This is a genomic window from bacterium (genome assembly GCA_035295165.1).
Lineage (GTDB): Bacteria > Sysuimicrobiota > Sysuimicrobiia > Sysuimicrobiales > Segetimicrobiaceae > JAJPIA01.
On the sequence record DATGJN010000059.1, the window covers coordinates 13,465 to 28,790 of the forward strand.

General features: G+C 69.5%; 16 protein-coding genes. 6 read left to right on the forward strand and 10 right to left on the reverse strand.

Translation table 11 applies throughout. From position 1 onward, the window contains the following. Positions 1–127: 127 nt before the first annotated feature. From VKZ50_08905 to VKZ50_08920, 4 genes are read right to left on the reverse strand one after another with little or no spacing between them, the layout of a single operon-like run. The gene (locus tag VKZ50_08905) at positions 128–1,132 is read right to left on the reverse strand and encodes a VWA domain-containing protein (protein HLJ59835.1); all 1,005 of its coding nucleotides are present in this window, start codon (positions 1,130–1,132) and stop codon (positions 128–130) included. After that, entirely contained in the window at positions 1,129–2,163 is a 1,035-nt protein-coding gene (locus VKZ50_08910; GenBank protein HLJ59836.1) for a VWA domain-containing protein, read from the reverse strand. The genes VKZ50_08905 and VKZ50_08910 overlap by 4 nt, the downstream gene beginning before the upstream one ends. After that, positions 2,142–3,041, reverse strand: a complete 900-nt coding sequence (locus VKZ50_08915; GenBank protein HLJ59837.1) for a DUF58 domain-containing protein — start codon at positions 3,039–3,041, stop codon at positions 2,142–2,144. The genes VKZ50_08910 and VKZ50_08915 overlap by 22 nt, the downstream gene beginning before the upstream one ends. Next, entirely contained in the window at positions 3,001–4,044 is a 1,044-nt protein-coding gene (locus VKZ50_08920) for an AAA family ATPase (GenBank protein ID HLJ59838.1), read from the reverse strand. The genes VKZ50_08915 and VKZ50_08920 overlap by 41 nt, the downstream gene beginning before the upstream one ends. A gap of 627 nt (positions 4,045–4,671) precedes the next feature. On the opposite strand from VKZ50_08920, the gene VKZ50_08925 reads away from it, so the two are divergent. The 5 genes from VKZ50_08925 to VKZ50_08945 all read left to right on the forward strand — a co-directional run bounded on the left by VKZ50_08925 (position 4,672) and on the right by VKZ50_08945 (position 9,048). Then, on the forward strand, positions 4,672–5,475 hold the full coding sequence (locus VKZ50_08925) for a DUF929 family protein (GenBank protein HLJ59839.1): 804 nt from the start codon (positions 4,672–4,674) through the stop codon (positions 5,473–5,475). Between the two features lie 72 nt (positions 5,476–5,547). Beyond that, the gene (locus VKZ50_08930; protein HLJ59840.1) at positions 5,548–6,522 is read left to right on the forward strand and encodes a polysaccharide deacetylase family protein; all 975 of its coding nucleotides are present in this window, start codon (positions 5,548–5,550) and stop codon (positions 6,520–6,522) included. 168 nt (positions 6,523–6,690) lie between these two features. After that, the gene (locus VKZ50_08935; protein HLJ59841.1) at positions 6,691–7,575 is read left to right on the forward strand and encodes a DUF929 family protein; all 885 of its coding nucleotides are present in this window, start codon (positions 6,691–6,693) and stop codon (positions 7,573–7,575) included. Between the two features lie 4 nt (positions 7,576–7,579). After that, positions 7,580–8,038: a vitamin K epoxide reductase family protein gene (locus VKZ50_08940; GenBank protein ID HLJ59842.1), complete on the forward strand. Its 459-nt coding sequence runs from the start codon at positions 7,580–7,582 to the stop codon at positions 8,036–8,038. Between the two features lie 131 nt (positions 8,039–8,169). Beyond that, positions 8,170–9,048: an extracellular solute-binding protein gene (locus tag VKZ50_08945; protein HLJ59843.1), complete on the forward strand. Its 879-nt coding sequence runs from the start codon at positions 8,170–8,172 to the stop codon at positions 9,046–9,048. 5 nt (positions 9,049–9,053) lie between these two features. Here VKZ50_08945 and VKZ50_08950 read toward each other — a convergent pair whose 3' ends face one another. The 3 genes from VKZ50_08950 to VKZ50_08960 are packed head-to-tail and all read right to left on the reverse strand — an operon-like array spanning position 9,054 to position 12,066. Further along, positions 9,054–10,118, reverse strand: a complete 1,065-nt coding sequence (locus VKZ50_08950) for an ABC transporter ATP-binding protein (GenBank protein HLJ59844.1) — start codon at positions 10,116–10,118, stop codon at positions 9,054–9,056. Further along, on the reverse strand, positions 10,118–10,939 hold the full coding sequence (locus VKZ50_08955) for an ABC transporter permease (GenBank protein HLJ59845.1): 822 nt from the start codon (positions 10,937–10,939) through the stop codon (positions 10,118–10,120). The genes VKZ50_08950 and VKZ50_08955 overlap by 1 nt, the downstream gene beginning before the upstream one ends. Continuing rightward, positions 10,936–12,066 (reverse strand): substrate-binding domain-containing protein, encoded by a 1,131-nt coding sequence (locus VKZ50_08960; protein HLJ59846.1) that lies wholly within the window; start codon positions 12,064–12,066, stop codon positions 10,936–10,938. Before VKZ50_08960 ends, VKZ50_08955 begins: the two co-directional genes overlap by 4 nt. Positions 12,067–12,314: 248 nt before the next feature. Here VKZ50_08960 and VKZ50_08965 point away from each other — a divergent pair, with 248 nt between their 5' ends. Next, positions 12,315–13,295: an FTR1 family protein gene (locus tag VKZ50_08965; GenBank protein ID HLJ59847.1), complete on the forward strand. Its 981-nt coding sequence runs from the start codon at positions 12,315–12,317 to the stop codon at positions 13,293–13,295. A gap of 132 nt (positions 13,296–13,427) precedes the next feature. On the opposite strand, the gene VKZ50_08970 is transcribed toward VKZ50_08965, so the two are convergent. From VKZ50_08970 to VKZ50_08980, 3 genes are all read right to left on the reverse strand, one after another. Further along, positions 13,428–13,658, reverse strand: coding sequence for a hypothetical protein (locus VKZ50_08970; protein HLJ59848.1), 231 nt, complete (start codon positions 13,656–13,658; stop codon positions 13,428–13,430). 166 nt (positions 13,659–13,824) lie between these two features. Continuing rightward, positions 13,825–14,661, reverse strand: coding sequence for a sugar phosphate isomerase/epimerase family protein (locus VKZ50_08975; GenBank protein ID HLJ59849.1), 837 nt, complete (start codon positions 14,659–14,661; stop codon positions 13,825–13,827). Between the two features lie 49 nt (positions 14,662–14,710). Beyond that, a partial coding sequence (locus tag VKZ50_08980; GenBank protein ID HLJ59850.1) for a Gfo/Idh/MocA family oxidoreductase occupies positions 14,711–15,326 on the reverse strand: 616 nt, incomplete at its 5' end.

A 15,326-nucleotide genomic window follows, 5' to 3' on the forward strand; every position in this document is an offset into this window, starting at 1 on the left:
CGGTCGGGATCCAAAGCGGCACGCGCGGCGCGGGCCCTCGCCGCGTCCCGCGATGGTGTCGACGAAACGGACAAGGAGGCGGCGTGGAGACCCGTCCCTGCGTACTCGAAGGGTGAACGGAGCGCTGCTACCCGAGGCGGTGCGTCCAGAGGAGCGAGATGACGACCGTCCCGACGAACAGCGCGGCGACCCCCACCGACGTGAGCCCGCTGATCTCGGTCGGCCGCTGCTCCCATCCGATGACGCGTCCGAGATGCGTGTACACGCGGCTGAGGTCGCGGGCCGTCGTCACGCGCTGGTACGTGCCGCCGGTGACCGTGGCGATCCCCTTCAGCGTCTCCTCGTCCAGTCGGACGAAGATGCTGTGCCCGCCGAGCTCGAGGAACGTCCCCTCGGGGGAACCGAGCCCAATCGTGTACACCTTCACCTTGAGCTGTTTCGCGATCGCCGCCGCGACCTCGGGGGGCACGCCGCGGTTGCTCTGTCCGTCGCTCAAGAGCACCACGGTCGCGGGCGGCAGCCGGTCGAGTTCGTCCTGCGGCAGCACGGGCGTCTGAGGCGGCGCGTACGGGTTCAGCGCGGCCTCCGGACGCGGGCGCCCCGGGAGCGCGTATACGGCCTCGAGCAGCCCGTCGCCGATCGCGGTCGCGAATTCGAGGTCGAGGTTGTTGATGGCCAAGACGACCCGGTCGTGATCCGGCGTCGGCGGCGTGACGAGCGTCGCGTAGCTGCTGAACGAGACCACCCCGACCCGGGTGCCCTTCGGCAGCGCGCGCACGAAGTCCACCGCCGCCGACTTCGCAGCGTCGAGCCGCGTCGGGTTGACGTCGGTGGCCATCATGCTGCGGCTTACGTCAATGCTCATCATCACCACGGTCCGGTTGTCGGGCACCGGCACGGGTGCCATCGGCCGGGCCACGGTGAAGATGACACCGCACAGCGTCGCGAGGTAGAACACGGCGGGGAGGTGACGCCGCCAGCGCCCCCCGGCCGCGGCCGCCCGCGCCACCAGGTCAAGGCTGGAGTACACTACCCGCTCGCGCGCGGGACGCCGGAGCATCCACACGTACGCGGCGATGAGCACCGGCACCAGCAGATACAGCCACAGCACCACAGGCCAGAGAAAGCTCATGGCAGCCGCCCCATCCACAGCATCGATACGAGCCCGCCACCGAGCATCAGCACGCCCGCGCCGCCGACGACCAGCGCGGATACCTCCATCTTGCGGGTTTCCCACCCGATCGTCCGCCCGAGATCGCGATAGACCTGAGTGAGATCTTTCGCCGACGGCGCGAAGAAGAACTTACCGTCGGTCACGGCCGCGAGCTGCTGCAGCAGCGCCGGATCGAACGGCACGAGCACCATCTGCCCCTGGTAGTTGAATACCCCACCGCCGGGCGTGCCCAGCCCGATGGTGTAGATCTTCACCTTCTGCTGCTTCGCCAGGATCGCCATCTTGAGCGGGTCGTTCCGGCTGGAGTTGTCCCCCCCGTCGCTCAGCAGGATGATCGCCGCGGGAGCGAGATCGCCCGACGGGGGCGTGGACTCGACCGGAGGCGGAACGGTCAGCGGCGGCTGCGCCTGCCCGAACGGGTTCGCTTGACGGTCTGGGGTGGGCGCCGTGCGCCCCGGGATCGCCTTCAACGCGGCCGCGATCCCGTCACCGATCGCGGTCGCCTCCTGGGGTTTCAGCGCCGCGAGGGCGTCCTTGACCGCCTGGTGGTCGGGGGTCGGCGGCACGTTCAGGGTCGGGTAGGTGCTGAAGGTCACGAGCCCCACCTTGGGGCCCTGCGGGAAGTTGTCGAGAAATACCCGCGCCGCCATTTTGGCGGCGTCCAACCGCGTCGGAGGGACGTCCGGCGCCTCCATGCTGCCGCTTGTATCGATCGCGAGGATCACGACCGCTTTGTTCACTGGCATCGGGATCGCCATCACCGGCCGGCCCGCCGCGACGAGCAGGAGCCCGAGCGCCACGAAGTACAGCGCCATCGCGATGTGGCGCCGGAACATCGGGAGCCGGACCGCAAGCTGGGCGAACAGCGGTGCCTCGGCGAACCGCCCGGCGGCGCGGCCCCGCACACGGCGCACGCCGAAGACGTACCAGGCGATGAACGCCGGCAACAGGAGGAGCCCCCAGAGCATTACCGGCCAGGTAAATTCCACCGGCGGCGCCTCCGAAACAAGACGAACTTCAAGAGCGGCTCAACGAGCGATGTTCCGGTCGACAGCGTCAGCATGTCCACGCCCGCCCGCCGCATCACTTCGATCAGCCGGGCCTCGCGGGCGCGCACCAACTCGCGGTAGGTCTCGCGCACGCGCCGGTCGGACGTGTCGACCCAGAGCTGCTGGTTCGTCTCCGGATCGTGCAGGTACACCCCGCCGACGTCGGGCAACTCGCGCTCCCGAGGATCTTCGACGCGGACCGCGATCACCTCATGGCGGCGCTGCATCTCCGTCAGCGCCGTCTCCCACCCTTCCGGCGAATGAAAGTCCGAGACCAAAAACACGAGCGACCGTCGCCGGACCACCCGGCCGAGCTGCCGGAGGAGCGCGGCCAGATCCGTGCGTCCGCCGCCGGACGTCTCCGGGAGCGCGGACAGATCGTGGATGATCCGCAGGGCCTGCAGCCGCCCCGCCCGCGGCGGGATGAACCGGTATCCCCGCTCCGCCGGAAACGCGACCGCGCCGACCTTGTCGCCGTGCCGCGTCACGATGTACGCGGCGACCCCCGCGAACTCCAGAGCGAGCTGTCGCTTAAACTGGCGGATCGTGCCGAACGCCATCGACGGCGAGAGGTCGACGAGCAGCCACGCCGTGAGTTCCTTCTCCTCGAGGTACTGGCGTACAAACAACCGGCTCATCCGCGCCGTGACGTTCCAGTCGATCCGCCGAACTTCGTCACCGGGCTGGTACTCGCGCACCTCCGCCAGGTCGAGGCTGGGGCCGTAGAACACCCCGCGATAGTCGCCGAAGAGAAACCCGTCGAGCCGGCGAACGACCTTAAACTCGAGGCGCCTCAACACCCGTTCTGGCGTCTCCATAAGGGTCTCCGATGTGGACTTTGGGCGTGGGCACCGCGTCCAGCACACGCTGCAACAGGTGATCGGCCGTGATGTCCTGGGCCAGCGCCTCGTACGACAACAGGATCCGGTGGCGGAGCACCTCCGGGGCGAGATCGCGCACGTCCTCGGGCATCGCGTACTCTCGCCCCCTCAGGAGCGCAATCGCCTTCGCGCCGACGACGAGGTTGAGGGAGCCGCGCGGGCTCGCGCCGTACTGGACGAACCGCGCGAGGTCGCCAAGCCCGTAGTCCTGGGGCCGGCGGGTCGCGCTCACCAGGCTCACCGCGTACTCGTGCAGTTTCGGGTCGACGTACACCGCCTCCGCGACCTTCTGCAGTTCGAGCAGCTGCGCGCCAGTGATCACGCGGTCCACCGACGCCGCACGCTCGGTGACCCGGTCGACGACGGTCATCTCCTCGTGAAACGACGGGTACGAGATCACGACCTTGAACATGAACCGGTCCACCTGGGCCTCGGGGAGCGGGTACGTCCCCTCGCTCTCGATGGGGTTCTGGGTCGCGAGCACGAGGAACGGGTCCGGCAGCGAAAACGTCTGCTTGCCGATCGTGACCTGGCGCTCCTGCATCGACTCCAGCAGCGCGGACTGCACCTTCGCCGGCGCGCGGTTGATCTCGTCGGCGAGCACGAGGTTGGCGAACACGGGGCCGAGCTCGACCTCGAAGGCGCCGGACTGCTGGTTGTAGATCCGCGTCCCGACGAGGTCCGCCGGGACGAGGTCCGGTGTGAACTGAATCCGCCGGAACTGGCAGTCCAGCACCTGCGCCGAGGTCTTGATCGCCAGCGTCTTCGCGAGGCCCGGGACGCCTTCGATCAAGATATGCCCGCGGGAGAGCAGCGCGACCAGGATCCGTTCGAGCATCAGATCCTGCCCGACGATCACCTTCTTCACTTCGTACAAGACCTTCCGCATCGTGCTCGCGGCCTGACTGAACGTCTCGAGGGGGTACCGGAGGACTCGCATCCGGACCGGGGATTGCTCGGTGGACACTTCCATCACCTCATCGGGTGGACGTAGCGTGTAGTTATGGCTGGGGGCGTCCGACTCCTACCACGGCCTCGCCCCTTCACACCCTTGTTACCCGTCCTGTTAGTGCCCTCAGTATAAGGGATAGGTGACCTCAACGCGAACCACGCCCGTGCCCGCAGATAATGTCCACTCCGCATCGGCTCCTCCACCCGACGATAGCGGATCGCGGACGGCCGCGCGCCCGCACGCGTTGCAGGGGACCAACTGGGCCCGACTCGGTGACGGGCGGCGGCAGCCGGCTTCAGCGCTGCAACGCGCCCCGGCAGGTCCGCATCGGCGACCTCCGTTCCGCGGACCACCGACCACGGGAGACATGGGTTACGATGTCGAGGCGGAGATCCCGGGCCGGTCTGCACCCGTCCTGGTCGCGTCGTTCCGTGCGCTCCGATCGCATCAAGTCGCGTGTGTCTAGGCTCGCCCCGGTACGGCTGATATCATGGGAAGACAGGCTCCTACGACAACGGTGACGAGGACGGGCCCATGGCGAAACGGACGGGTACGACCAAACACGGCACACGCGCAGCTTCTCGCCGGCCTGCTCGACGACGAGGAGCGGGCGTCGTGTGGCTGCTGCCTGCGCTCGGCGTGGCGCTCGCCCTCGTGGTCATCTGGGCCGTCGTGCATGAGCGCCGGACACAGGGCGCGGGCGGGAGCGCAACGCCGGCGCCGCGTGCACCGATCCCCGCGGACATCGCCCACAACCTCGCCTCGATCCCCCGGGGCACCTTCGACCGCGTGGGCGTGGACGACGCTCCGCCGCCGATGCTTGTCGGGGCCCCGCCGTCGGACAAGAGGACGCCGGTCCTGCTCTACATCGGGGCGGAATACTGCCCGTACTGCGCCGTAATGCGCTGGCCGCTCGTGGCCGCCCTGAACCGGTTCGGCACGTTCACGGGGCTCGAGCTCTCGGCGTCGTCGGCAACGGACGTCTTCCCGAGCACCCCCACGTTGACGATGGTGCACGCGAAGTACCAGAGCCCGTACATCGCCGTGCAGACGGTGGAGCTCCAGACCAACCTCCAGGACGCGTCCGGTCAGTACCCGCCCCTTCAGCGGCTCACTGCAACCCAGGCAGCACTGTTCAGGCACTACGATCCCCCGGGGAACATTCCGTTCCTGCTGATCGGCGGTCAATATCTCCTGGCGGGGTCTCCCTTCTCGCCTGACGTCCTCAAGGGACAGGACTGGCATGCCATCGCGGCATCGCTGCCGCTCGGGCAGACGCCCGCCGCTCGGGCGATCCTGGGCACGGCAAATCAGATCAGCGCAGCGATCTGCACTGTCGACGGACAGGCTCCGGTTGCGGTGTGTCAAAGCGCCGGAGTGCGCGACGCCTCGCAGACGCTGCCCCGCGCCGGAAAGTAGTCGCTGGACGTGGAACGGGCCGCACATGCCGCACCGTCCGCCCACCGCGCGGAAAGTCGCGGCGGTTCATGCGTGGATCCGCAGCAGCTCCGGATTGCGACCCGAGGGGTCCGCGGGCGCACGTCCCGCGTGACACGGGTGCTCGCCGCGTTGAGCGTCGTCGTCCTCACCGCTCTTCCCACTGTCGGGAACGCCGCGGCGCCGATCGCCCCGGCGCTTCCATCAGCGCATGCGTACTACGAACACGCGGTGGTCGTGCTCACCTATCATGATGTTTCCCCGCTCGTGCCGCGCGGCACTGACACGGTGTCCCCCCAAGAATTTGCCGCGGAGATGGACCGACTCGCGCGCGACGGATTCCACTTCATCTCCGTGCCCCGGCTCGAGCGGTTCGTCTCAGACGGCACCCCGATACCGCCGAACGCGGTCTCCGTCGTCTTCGACAACGGCTACGAGGGGATCCACCGCTACGCGTTGCCGGTGCTCACGCAGCATCAGATCCCCGCCGCGGTGTTCCTGATCGTCAGCTACGTGAACCACCTGGCAAACGACCTGACGTGGGGCGAGGTTCGCGGCATGGCCGGGACCGGACTCGTCCACTTTTACACGGAGACGTACGATCTCCACCACGGGATCGCGGTCGGCCCGCGCGCCAGCACGGCCGCAACGGTCGGGCGGGGCCTCGAGGCGGACGGGCGCCAGGAATCGGAGGCCGCGTACACCGCCCGCGTGTTGACCGACCTCCAACGAGCGCGCGCGATGGTCGAGCGCGAAACCGGCGAAGGGGTCGACGCCCTCGTGTATCCGTACGGCCAATACACGCCGGAGTTGATCGCCCTCGCCCGCCAGGCGGGCTACCGGTACATGTTCACCACGATTGGGTGGGCGATCGTGCCCCACGCCGACCCGTCCCGCCTCACGCGGCTGGACATCGGCGTGTGGGACCAAACTCCCGCCGGCGCCGAGAGTGCAATCCTCAGCGTCGCCTCGCAGGCGCAGCGCTCCACCTACGCGCCGCCCGCGAGCTACGTCCGCATTTGGCACTGACGCCCGGCAGCGCGACGCAGCGACGGTGATCGCGAACCAGATCGGGTGCCGCACGCCCAACGAAGCAGGGCGCCGGCGGCCGTATCGGGCGGAAGGGGTATAGTCGCTCCCCGATACGGCGGGTATCATGGGTGAGAGCCATCACCACGCCGATCACGGGAAGGATCCATGGCGAAACGACCGCGCGGGAAAACGAAGGCCGATCAGCGGGGCGCATCGCGCCGGCCCGCGCGACGGCGCGGGATCGGCGTCGTGTGGCTGCTGCCGGCGCTCGGGCTCGCGCTGGCACTCGTCGCCGTCGCGGCCGCGGTGCACGAACGGCAGCGACCGGCCGCGTCGCGACCCGTGCCGGCGGTTGTCGGCGGGCCGGTCCCGGCGGACATCGCGCACGACCTCACCGCGATCCCCGAGGCCACGTGGAACCGCGTGGGTGCGGTCGACACCGGCCACCCGCAGATCGTGGGAGCGCTGTCGGCCACCGGCACCCCGGTCGTGCTCTACGTGGGCGCGGAGTTCTGCCCGAATTGCGCCGCCACCCGATGGTCGCTTGTGGCCGCCCTCGAGCGGTTCGGCACCTTCACCGGGCTCGCGCTGTCGGCGTCGTCCGCCACCGATACGTTCCCGAGCACGCCCACGCTCACGATGCTCCACGCCCGCTACCAGAGTCGGTACGTGGCGCTGGAGACGGTGGAGCTTCAGGGCAACACGCAGGACGCCTCGGGACAGTATCCTCCGCTGCAGCGCCTCACCCCGAGCCAGGCCGCGCTCTACAGCCACGACGACCCATCGGGGTACATCCCGTTCCTGCTCGTCGGCGGCCGGTATCTTCTCGTGGGATCGTCCTTCTCGCCCGCGCTGTTGCAAGGGATGGACTGGCAGACAATCGCAGCGGGGCTCCCGCTCGGCACGACTGCCGCCGCCCGCGCGATCCTGGGCGCGGCCAATGCAATGAGCGCGGAGATCTGCGCCGTCGACGGCGGGGCGCCGGCCGCGGTGTGCCGGAGCGCAGGCGTACGCAACGCCGCGGCGCTGTTGCCTCAACCGGGGAAATAACGGGATGGCGGTTCGGACGTGGGACCGCATCCGTCTGGCAGCCAGCCTGATCGGTCTCGCCATCGCCGTGTACCTCACCGTCCTCCACTACGACGCGGCCATACCGCTGGTCTGTTCCACGTCGGGGACCGTGAACTGCGAACGCGTGCTGAGCAGCCCCGAGGCGTCCTGGCAGGGGATCCCCGTGGCGCTCTGGGGCGTGGGGTGGTTCGTCGCCGCCGCGGCCCTCGCGCTCCTCTCCTTGGCACAGCGGGGCGCGCCGGAACCCTGGTGGCTGCGTCGGGCCGGGCTGAGCTGGACGATGGTCGGAGCCGCGTTCGTCGTATGGTTTCTGTACACCGAGCTCGTCGTCATCGGAAACATCTGCGCGTGGTGCACCGTCGTGCACGCGCTGATCGTCGGTCTCTTCGCCATCCAAGTCCTGACAGACGCCGCACGCGCGCCCAGCCGTCAGGGCCGCTAGCTAGCGCACCGCGAACGCCCGCCCGGAGTGCGGTCGGAAGGAGCGAATGCGGCCGGTGGTCAAGTATTCATGTCAGATGACATTGATACTTGACATCTGAGATGGAAGGCGGAGGTGGCTCAGTGAAACGCATGGGCGTGGCGATGGCGCTGGTCATCGCGGTTGTCGCCGTCGTGACGGCGGGACGTGAACTGCCAGCGGCGATGGGTGCCGGGATGGGACCGGTGACCGTCCTGTATGCCGGATCGCTGGTCAACGTGATGGAGAACGACGTCGGTCCGGCGTTCAACTCCGCGACCGGCGCGCAGTTCCGAGGGTTCGGTGCCGGGTCCGGGGCGCTCGCCAACCAGATCAAGGACAAGCTCCGACCGGGGGACGTCTTCATCAGCGCGGTCCCCTCGGTGAACGCGCAGCTCATGGGCCCGCAGAACGGCGACTGGGTTCGCTGGTACACGAGCTTCGCCACCGCGCCGCTCGTGATTGGGTACAACCCGTCCAGCCGGTTCGCCGCGGACCTCAAGTCGAGCGCCTGGTACGGCGTGATGAGCCGGCCCGGATTCCGCCTCGGGCGCACCGACCCGAAGCTGGATCCCAAGGGGGCCCTGACGATCCAGTTCATGCAAAAAGCGGCGGAGTACTACCATCGGCCGGCGCTGGCGGCCGACGTCCTGGGGCCCGACAACAACCCCGCGCAGGTGTTCCCCGAAGAAACGCTCGTGGGGCGGCTGGAAGCCGGCCAGCTCGACGCGGGGTTCTTCTACTCGCAGGAGGCGGTGCAGGGGCACATCCCGTACATCACCCCGCCGGCCGCGATCGACCTGTTCGCGGAGTTTACCGTGACGATCCTCCGCGGTGCGCGCAATCCCGACGGTGCCGCGGCGTTCGTGAAGTTCCTGCTGGGCCCGAGCGGGAAGCGCATCCTCGCCGACGCCGGTCTTACGGTGCTGTCGCCGAAGTTCGCCGGCGACGCGTCCGCCGTCCCCGACGCGCTCCGAACCGTCGTGAAGTAGGCGGGCTACTCGACCGCGGCGTCCTCCGCGACGATCCTGGCCGCCGCGTCCGGGATCTCCAGCCCGACCACGCTCCCGGCCGCCGGCGCCGGACCGCGCACGGCCGCTTCGATCGTCACGGCGCCGACCGCCAGCAACACGCTCGTCGTGCCGTCGCGAGGAAGCACCCGCGTCACCGTCGCGGCCGGGCGATCGTTCCCCGGCGCGACGAGCCGCACGTCCGCCGGCCTGAGGCAAAACGTCGCACGCGGTCCATCGCCGACGGCATCGCCGACGGCGTCGCCGAGCGCCCGCACCCGCAGCGGCCCCGCCTCGACCACGACGACGTTGCCCGAGCGCCCAAGCACGTTCCCGGTCACGATGTTCGACGCGCCGACGAGCTGAGCCACCAGCACCGTCCGAGGGCGCGCCGCCACCTCCGCGGGGGTGCCCACCTGGACGACGCGCCCCGCCGCCAGGATCACGATCGTCTGTCCGAGCAGGTAGGCTTCGTCGAAGTCGTGGGTCACGAAGACGAGCGGCACCTCGAACGCGTCCAACAGCGCGAGCAAGTCCCGCCGGAGCCGCTCCCGCACGGGTGCGTCGACGGCCGAGAACGGTTCGTCGAGCAACAGGAGCCGCGGGTCGCTCGCCAGCGCCTGGGCCAGGGACACGCGCTGGCGCTGTCCGCCCGAGAGTTGTGCCGGCCGGCGGTCGGCGTACCCGCCGAGGCCAACGGCGGCGAGCAGCGTCTCGACCCGTACGCGCTCGCGTCCGCGCCAGACCGGGGCCAGGCCGTAGGCGACGTTCTCCCCGACCGAGAGGTGCGGAAGCAGCGTGTACGACTGCAGCACCAGGCCCACCCGGCGGCGCCACGGCGGGAGGTTCACGCGGCCACGGTCGTCGTACAGGACGGTCTCGCCGACCGCGATCCGGCCGCGCTCGGGTGCGAGCAGCCCTGCCAGGCACTGCAAGGTCATCGTCTTGCCCGCACCGGACGGACCAAACAGCACGACGCGCTGGTGGACCGTGGCAAACGCCACCTCAAGCTGGAACCCGCCGCGCCGAGCACGCAGGGCTACACTCAGCATCAGAGCGCCGCGCGGCGGTGGCCCCGGGCGCCGACCCACTCTACCAGCGCCACCACCGCCGCGCCGATCGCGACGAGGACGACGGCGACCGGCAGCGCTTGGCGCAAGCCGCTGGCGCCGAACTGCACGAACAGGTACACCGGCAGGGTCGACGGATGGTACGCGACCATGATCGTCGCCCCGAACTCGCCGAGCGCGCGCAGCCACGCGAGCGGCACGCCGGCCAGAATCCCCGGCCACGCGAGCGGCAGCGAGACGCGGAAGAACGTCACGAGCGGAGGCTTGCCGAGTGTGTAGGAGACCTGCTCGAACGACGGCTCCACCGCCTCGAACGCGACGCGGGACGCCACGATCAGATACGGCGCGGCGACGAACGTCTGCGAGAGCACGATCCCGGGGAGCGCGTCGGTGATCGGGAGCCCCCGCATGCCCAGCCACGCTCCGAGCGGCGTGTACGGCCCGAACGTCACGAGCAGCAACACGCCCCCCACGAGCGGGGGAATCACGAGCGGGAGATAGACGAACGCGGTGACCAGCCCCTTGCCGACAAACTCGGTGCGCGCGAGCACGTACCCCAACGGAACGCCGAGCACGACCACGATGAACGTGGAGATCGTCGCGGTGAGGACGGACGTCCAGATCGCCCCGGCCGCCGCCGCGCCCCGGATCGCGCTCAAGAGGACGCTCCCGTCGAGCGACGCCACGCCGAAACAAAAGGGGACGACGAGGTACCCGAGCAGCAACACGCCCGCTGCGGCGAGCGGCCAGGGCACACCCGGACGGTGACGCGCGGCGCCGGACGCCCAGCCCAGCGCGCTCATGGCAAGACGGCCAGCGTCGTCCCGAGGCGGGCGGTGTCGTAGTCTCCCACCGCCTCGAGGTCGGCGCGGACCGGCGCGCGCCGCGCCGTCTCGAGCAGGGCCTGCACGGCCGGACGCGCCGCGACCTCGGACGGCAGCACGAGGTCGTAGCGCTCCTGCTGCAGCGGGATGAAATGCAGCCCGAACGCGCGCGCCGCAGCGCGCACCCCAACGCCGGCGTCCACGAGGCCGAGGGCCACGGCCTGCGCGACGGCGAGGTGGGATGGGGCGGCTCGATCGTAACCCCGCACCTTCGACGGGGAGAGCCCATGCGCCGCAAGCGCCGCATCCAGCACGGCCCGCGCGCCGCTCCCGGGCTCCCGGTTGATGATGGTGACGTCCGCGCGGCCCAGGTCGCCGACGTCGTGCACGCCGCGCGGGTTTCCGGCCGCCACGATCACCCCCTGCTCCCACGTCGCAAACGCCAGCACGACGAGACGGCGTTTCCCGAGCATGCGTCGCACCAACGGAATGTTGTCCTGTCCGGTCTTCGGATCCCGCAGGTGCAGCCCGGCGATGTGTGCCGCGTCGTCGCGGAGCCACTCGAGCGCGCGCATGCTTCCGGCCGGGAGCCAGGCGAGACGGTACTGCGGGTACGCCCGCTCGAAGTGCCCGGCGATCAGCGGCAGCGCGGGATCGCACCCCGCGACAACGATCGTTTCCACGGGTCGCCCGGCGGGCTCGAACAATCGGATCCGCACCTGACGTCCCCGGCCCGCGCACACAACGCCGTCGGCGCCGGCAAGCCACGCCGAGGAGACCAGCGCCCCCGTCAACGGCACGGCGGTCGCCCGCCCGCCGGCGGCGGCCAGCCTGACCCTCACCGGCGCATCGCCCTGCGGTGCAGGTCCCGCGAGCCTCGCGGGCACCTCTCGCGCGGCCTCGGGGACGCGGAACAGGTCCTCCACCTTGACGCCCAGCGCCGCGGCGAGGCGAAGGGCGAGCGCGGTTCCCGGTACCGTCCGGCCGCCCTCAATGGCGTTCAGGGTCTGGCGGGACGTTCCGACGCGGGCGGCCAGCTGCCCCTGCGATATCCCTGCCTGACCCCGCCAGCGCCGCACCACGTTGTCGAGCTGCTCCCGTCCCATGGCGATCGCTCCCTCCGCTGCTGCACGACGATCCAACACTGACAATCTACCACGATACTGGTCAATAGTTCTTTCCATAGGCCGTCTTGTCCCTTTCACAGAATCGACACCCGACCGTGCCATCTTCCTCCGTTGAATCGCCGGGACCGCTGCTCTACAATCGGTTAGGTCGTCCTAAAGCTCGGCTGATGATGTTCGGGGAACGTCTGCGACCGTCGCGGGCGATATGGAGGCGGAGCATAGCGCGAATGGAGAGAGTTGCGCACTGGGGTACCGGTCGAATCGCCGGGACGGCGCTGGTCGTGAGCGCGGCGGCGTTCGTCGCTGCCGTCCTCGTATGGCAGGCGGTCACGCAGGGCGGCAATCCCGATCCTACGGTGACCCGGCTGACGCCGGCGGCCGCGATCGTGGATACGGGTATTCTCGTGTTCCGGGAAGGCTTGGAGGCGATTCTCGTGCTGGCCGCGATCACGGCCAGCCTCGGACGGGCCGGCACCCGGTACGGCCGGCCGATCGCCGGCGGGGCCGCCGCGGCGTTTGCGGCCACCGTGGCCACGTGGTTCATCGTGGTCGCGATCGTGTCGTCGATCGACGCGCCAGCGCTGTTTGTGCAGGCCGCGACCGGATTGCTCGCGGTGGTCGTCCTGCTGGTGATCATGAACTGGTTTTTCCACAAGGTCTATTGGACCGGGTGGATCGTCCATCACACCCGCACGCAGCGGGCGCTCGTCGACAGCGCGGATCATCGCCCCGCGTTTGTCTTCAACGGGCTGCTTTTGCTCGGCTTTTCGGCGATCTACCGCGAGGGGTTCGAGGTGGTCCTATTTCTCCAGAGCATCCGGCTGCAGGTCGGACAGCACGCGACGTTGATTGGCGCCGGGATCGGGCTCGCGCTCACGGTGATCGTCGCCGGGCTCACGTTCGTCGTGCACCACCGGCTCCCGTACAAGAAAATGCTCGTGCTGACCGGCGTCCTCTTGGGCGGTGTGCTGATCGTTATGGTCGGCGAGAGCATCCAGGAGATGCAGCAGGCCGGCTGGATCGGCACGACCGCGCTCCGCCTGCACGCGCCGGCATGGGCGGGGGTGTGGTTCTCGGTCTACCCGAACGTCGAAGGCCTGGCGGCGCAGGCGTTTGCCGCCGCCTTCGTGCTTGGCTCGTATTGGGTGGTGGCGGAGTACCTGCGGGTGTGGCGGCCCCGCCGGCACACGGCCGCCGCAGTCCACTAGCACGGCCGTGCGGGCGCGGCCTGTGCCAACGTGAGGGCATCGCCTTCGGCGAGCCTTGCCGCGGATCCACCGGGCCAAAACGAAAGGGAGGGCCGACGGCCCCCCCTCCCTGCGGTCGCGCCGGCGCGCGCCTTACTGACCCGTCTGCTGCTGGACGACCCGCGCGGCTTCCTGATACGTGAGCCACTGCCCGGATTGCTGGTTCACCAGGTACCGCAGATATCCCGGCAGCGACATGTAGTTGGTCTGCGCGCTGAACGCCTGGAGATTCGACACGCTCGGATATTGCTGAGCGGACGCAACACCGCTGAGCACCGCCGATGCCAACAGCACACCCATCGCCACGATCGCCAATTTGCGCATATGTCTCCTCCCTTCGCGATTCTTACCGTGATCGCGTCTCGGACCCCCCGATCGGGACCGCACCAAACCGGAGAATTCCCGTGCGGGGCATTTCAGATGCACCGATGTTATGCCCAAACGGAGCGGTGTTCAAACCGTCGCGGGGGCGTGAACGCCCGCGCGGTTCTCAGCCGATCAGGCGATCGTACGTCGTCACGGCGTCTTCGATCACCCGTCGCACGGCGTCGGGCGTCCCGGGAGCCGGCGGCCCCAGCTCCATCATGAACGGACCGCTGTAGCCGATACGGCGCAGGCAGCGCACGAACGGCTCCCACGTGATCCCGCCGGTGGTCGGCAGCCAATGGCGATCCCGCTGGCCGTCGTTGTCGTGCGCGTGGATCGTGACCAGCCGATCCCCGAAACGACACGCCACTTCCGGTGTTTGCCCGGCGATCCAGCCGTGCCCGGTATCCCAGCAGACCCCGAGCCCCGCGAGCCCGTACTCCGTTTCCAAACGCCGAAAGTCGTCAGGAACGACGAACCGTGCCGCGCCCCGTGGCGTGTTCTCGATGACAAACCGGAGCCCGGATCCGCACCCTTCATCGAACAGCGGTCGCAGGCTCTCCGCGTAGAGCCGCCGGCGGGCATCCGCCTCCGCCGGCGTGTCGTCTGAGTGGGGCCGCGCCCCGTCGCACACAAAGACGCGGGCGCCGAGTTCGACAGCGACCCCCATCGCCTCGCGCATCGCCGCGCAGGTTCGCAGCCGAACGCCCGCATCGGACGACGCCAGGTCGAGTGGTGCGTACGCGGGGCTGTGGACCGCCCAGAGGCGCAGCCCGTGGCGCACCAATGCCTGCTTTGTGGCGGCCACAAGCGCGTGATCGCTGAAGTCGAACTCCTCGCGCTCGTACCCGTGGATCTCGACCCACGACACACCGTGCCCGGCGAACGCGGCCAGGCCGTCGGGTAAGGCCGCCATCCCAAGCACGCTCGTCGAAAGGCCGAGCTCCATCATGCCATCCATCGCGCCGCCCGCCGCCGACCGTCCCAGTCGGGCGCGCCGTCGCCCAGGATCATCGGCGGGGCGCACCGCCGGACCCTGATGCGGGCGCGGGCAGCGGCAGCGAGACCGGGCTGCCCTCTCGCGCAGCTCGGTAACACGCCTCCACCAGCTCCGTGGCCCGATACCCGTCGTCCGCGGTCACCGCGGGCGGCCGCTCGCCGAGGGCCGCGTCCACGAACAGCCGGTCCTCGACGACGTAGCCCCACTTCTGCTCGAACGGCATCGCGACGCAGTCCAGGCCCTCGGCCTGCTCGCGGGGACCGGGGCTGAACGAGGCACGTTCCAGTTCCTCCGTGACGACCGCGCAGTGGGCGCCGTACACTTCCACCCGCTCGGACGGAAACAGCCAGGTGGCGTGGGCCACGCTGGTGACCGTGGCGATCACGCCGCTTCGGCACGTGAGCACCATCGCAAACCCGTCGAGCTCGCGGTACACGCTCTGACGGGCGAACCCTTGGATCGCCGCCACGTCGCCGAACAAGAACCGGACCATGTCGAACAGGTGCACCGGCGTCTCGTAGAGGAAACCTCCGGTCACGCGCGGGTCGGCCGTCCACGGGGGCTGCTGAAGTTCGCCGCGGTTGTGTTTCATCTGGGCGGCGATCGGCGTCAGCCGACCCTCATAG

Bases quoted from the DNA above. Each gene is read 5' to 3' on its own strand.
- VKZ50_08905 (HLJ59835.1), bottom strand. From the start codon at position 1,132: ATGAGCTTTCTCTGGCCTGTGGTGCTGTGGCTGTATCTGCTGGTGCCG.
- VKZ50_08915 (HLJ59837.1), bottom strand. From the start codon at position 3,041: ATGGAGACGCCAGAACGGGTGTTGAGGCGCCTCGAGTTTAAGGTCGTT.
- VKZ50_08920 (HLJ59838.1), bottom strand. From the start codon at position 4,044: ATGCGAGTCCTCCGGTACCCCCTCGAGACGTTCAGTCAGGCCGCGAGC.
- VKZ50_08935 (HLJ59841.1), top strand. From the start codon at position 6,691: ATGGCGAAACGACCGCGCGGGAAAACGAAGGCCGATCAGCGGGGCGCA.
- VKZ50_08940 (HLJ59842.1), top strand. From the start codon at position 7,580: ATGGCGGTTCGGACGTGGGACCGCATCCGTCTGGCAGCCAGCCTGATC.
- VKZ50_08945 (HLJ59843.1), top strand. From the start codon at position 8,170: ATGGGCGTGGCGATGGCGCTGGTCATCGCGGTTGTCGCCGTCGTGACG.
- VKZ50_08950 (HLJ59844.1), bottom strand. From the start codon at position 10,118: ATGCTGAGTGTAGCCCTGCGTGCTCGGCGCGGCGGGTTCCAGCTTGAG.
- VKZ50_08955 (HLJ59845.1), bottom strand. From the start codon at position 10,939: ATGAGCGCGCTGGGCTGGGCGTCCGGCGCCGCGCGTCACCGTCCGGGT.
- VKZ50_08960 (HLJ59846.1), bottom strand. From the start codon at position 12,066: ATGGGACGGGAGCAGCTCGACAACGTGGTGCGGCGCTGGCGGGGTCAG.
- VKZ50_08965 (HLJ59847.1), top strand. From the start codon at position 12,315: ATGGAGAGAGTTGCGCACTGGGGTACCGGTCGAATCGCCGGGACGGCG.
- VKZ50_08970 (HLJ59848.1), bottom strand. From the start codon at position 13,658: ATGCGCAAATTGGCGATCGTGGCGATGGGTGTGCTGTTGGCATCGGCG.
- VKZ50_08975 (HLJ59849.1), bottom strand. From the start codon at position 14,661: ATGGATGGCATGATGGAGCTCGGCCTTTCGACGAGCGTGCTTGGGATG.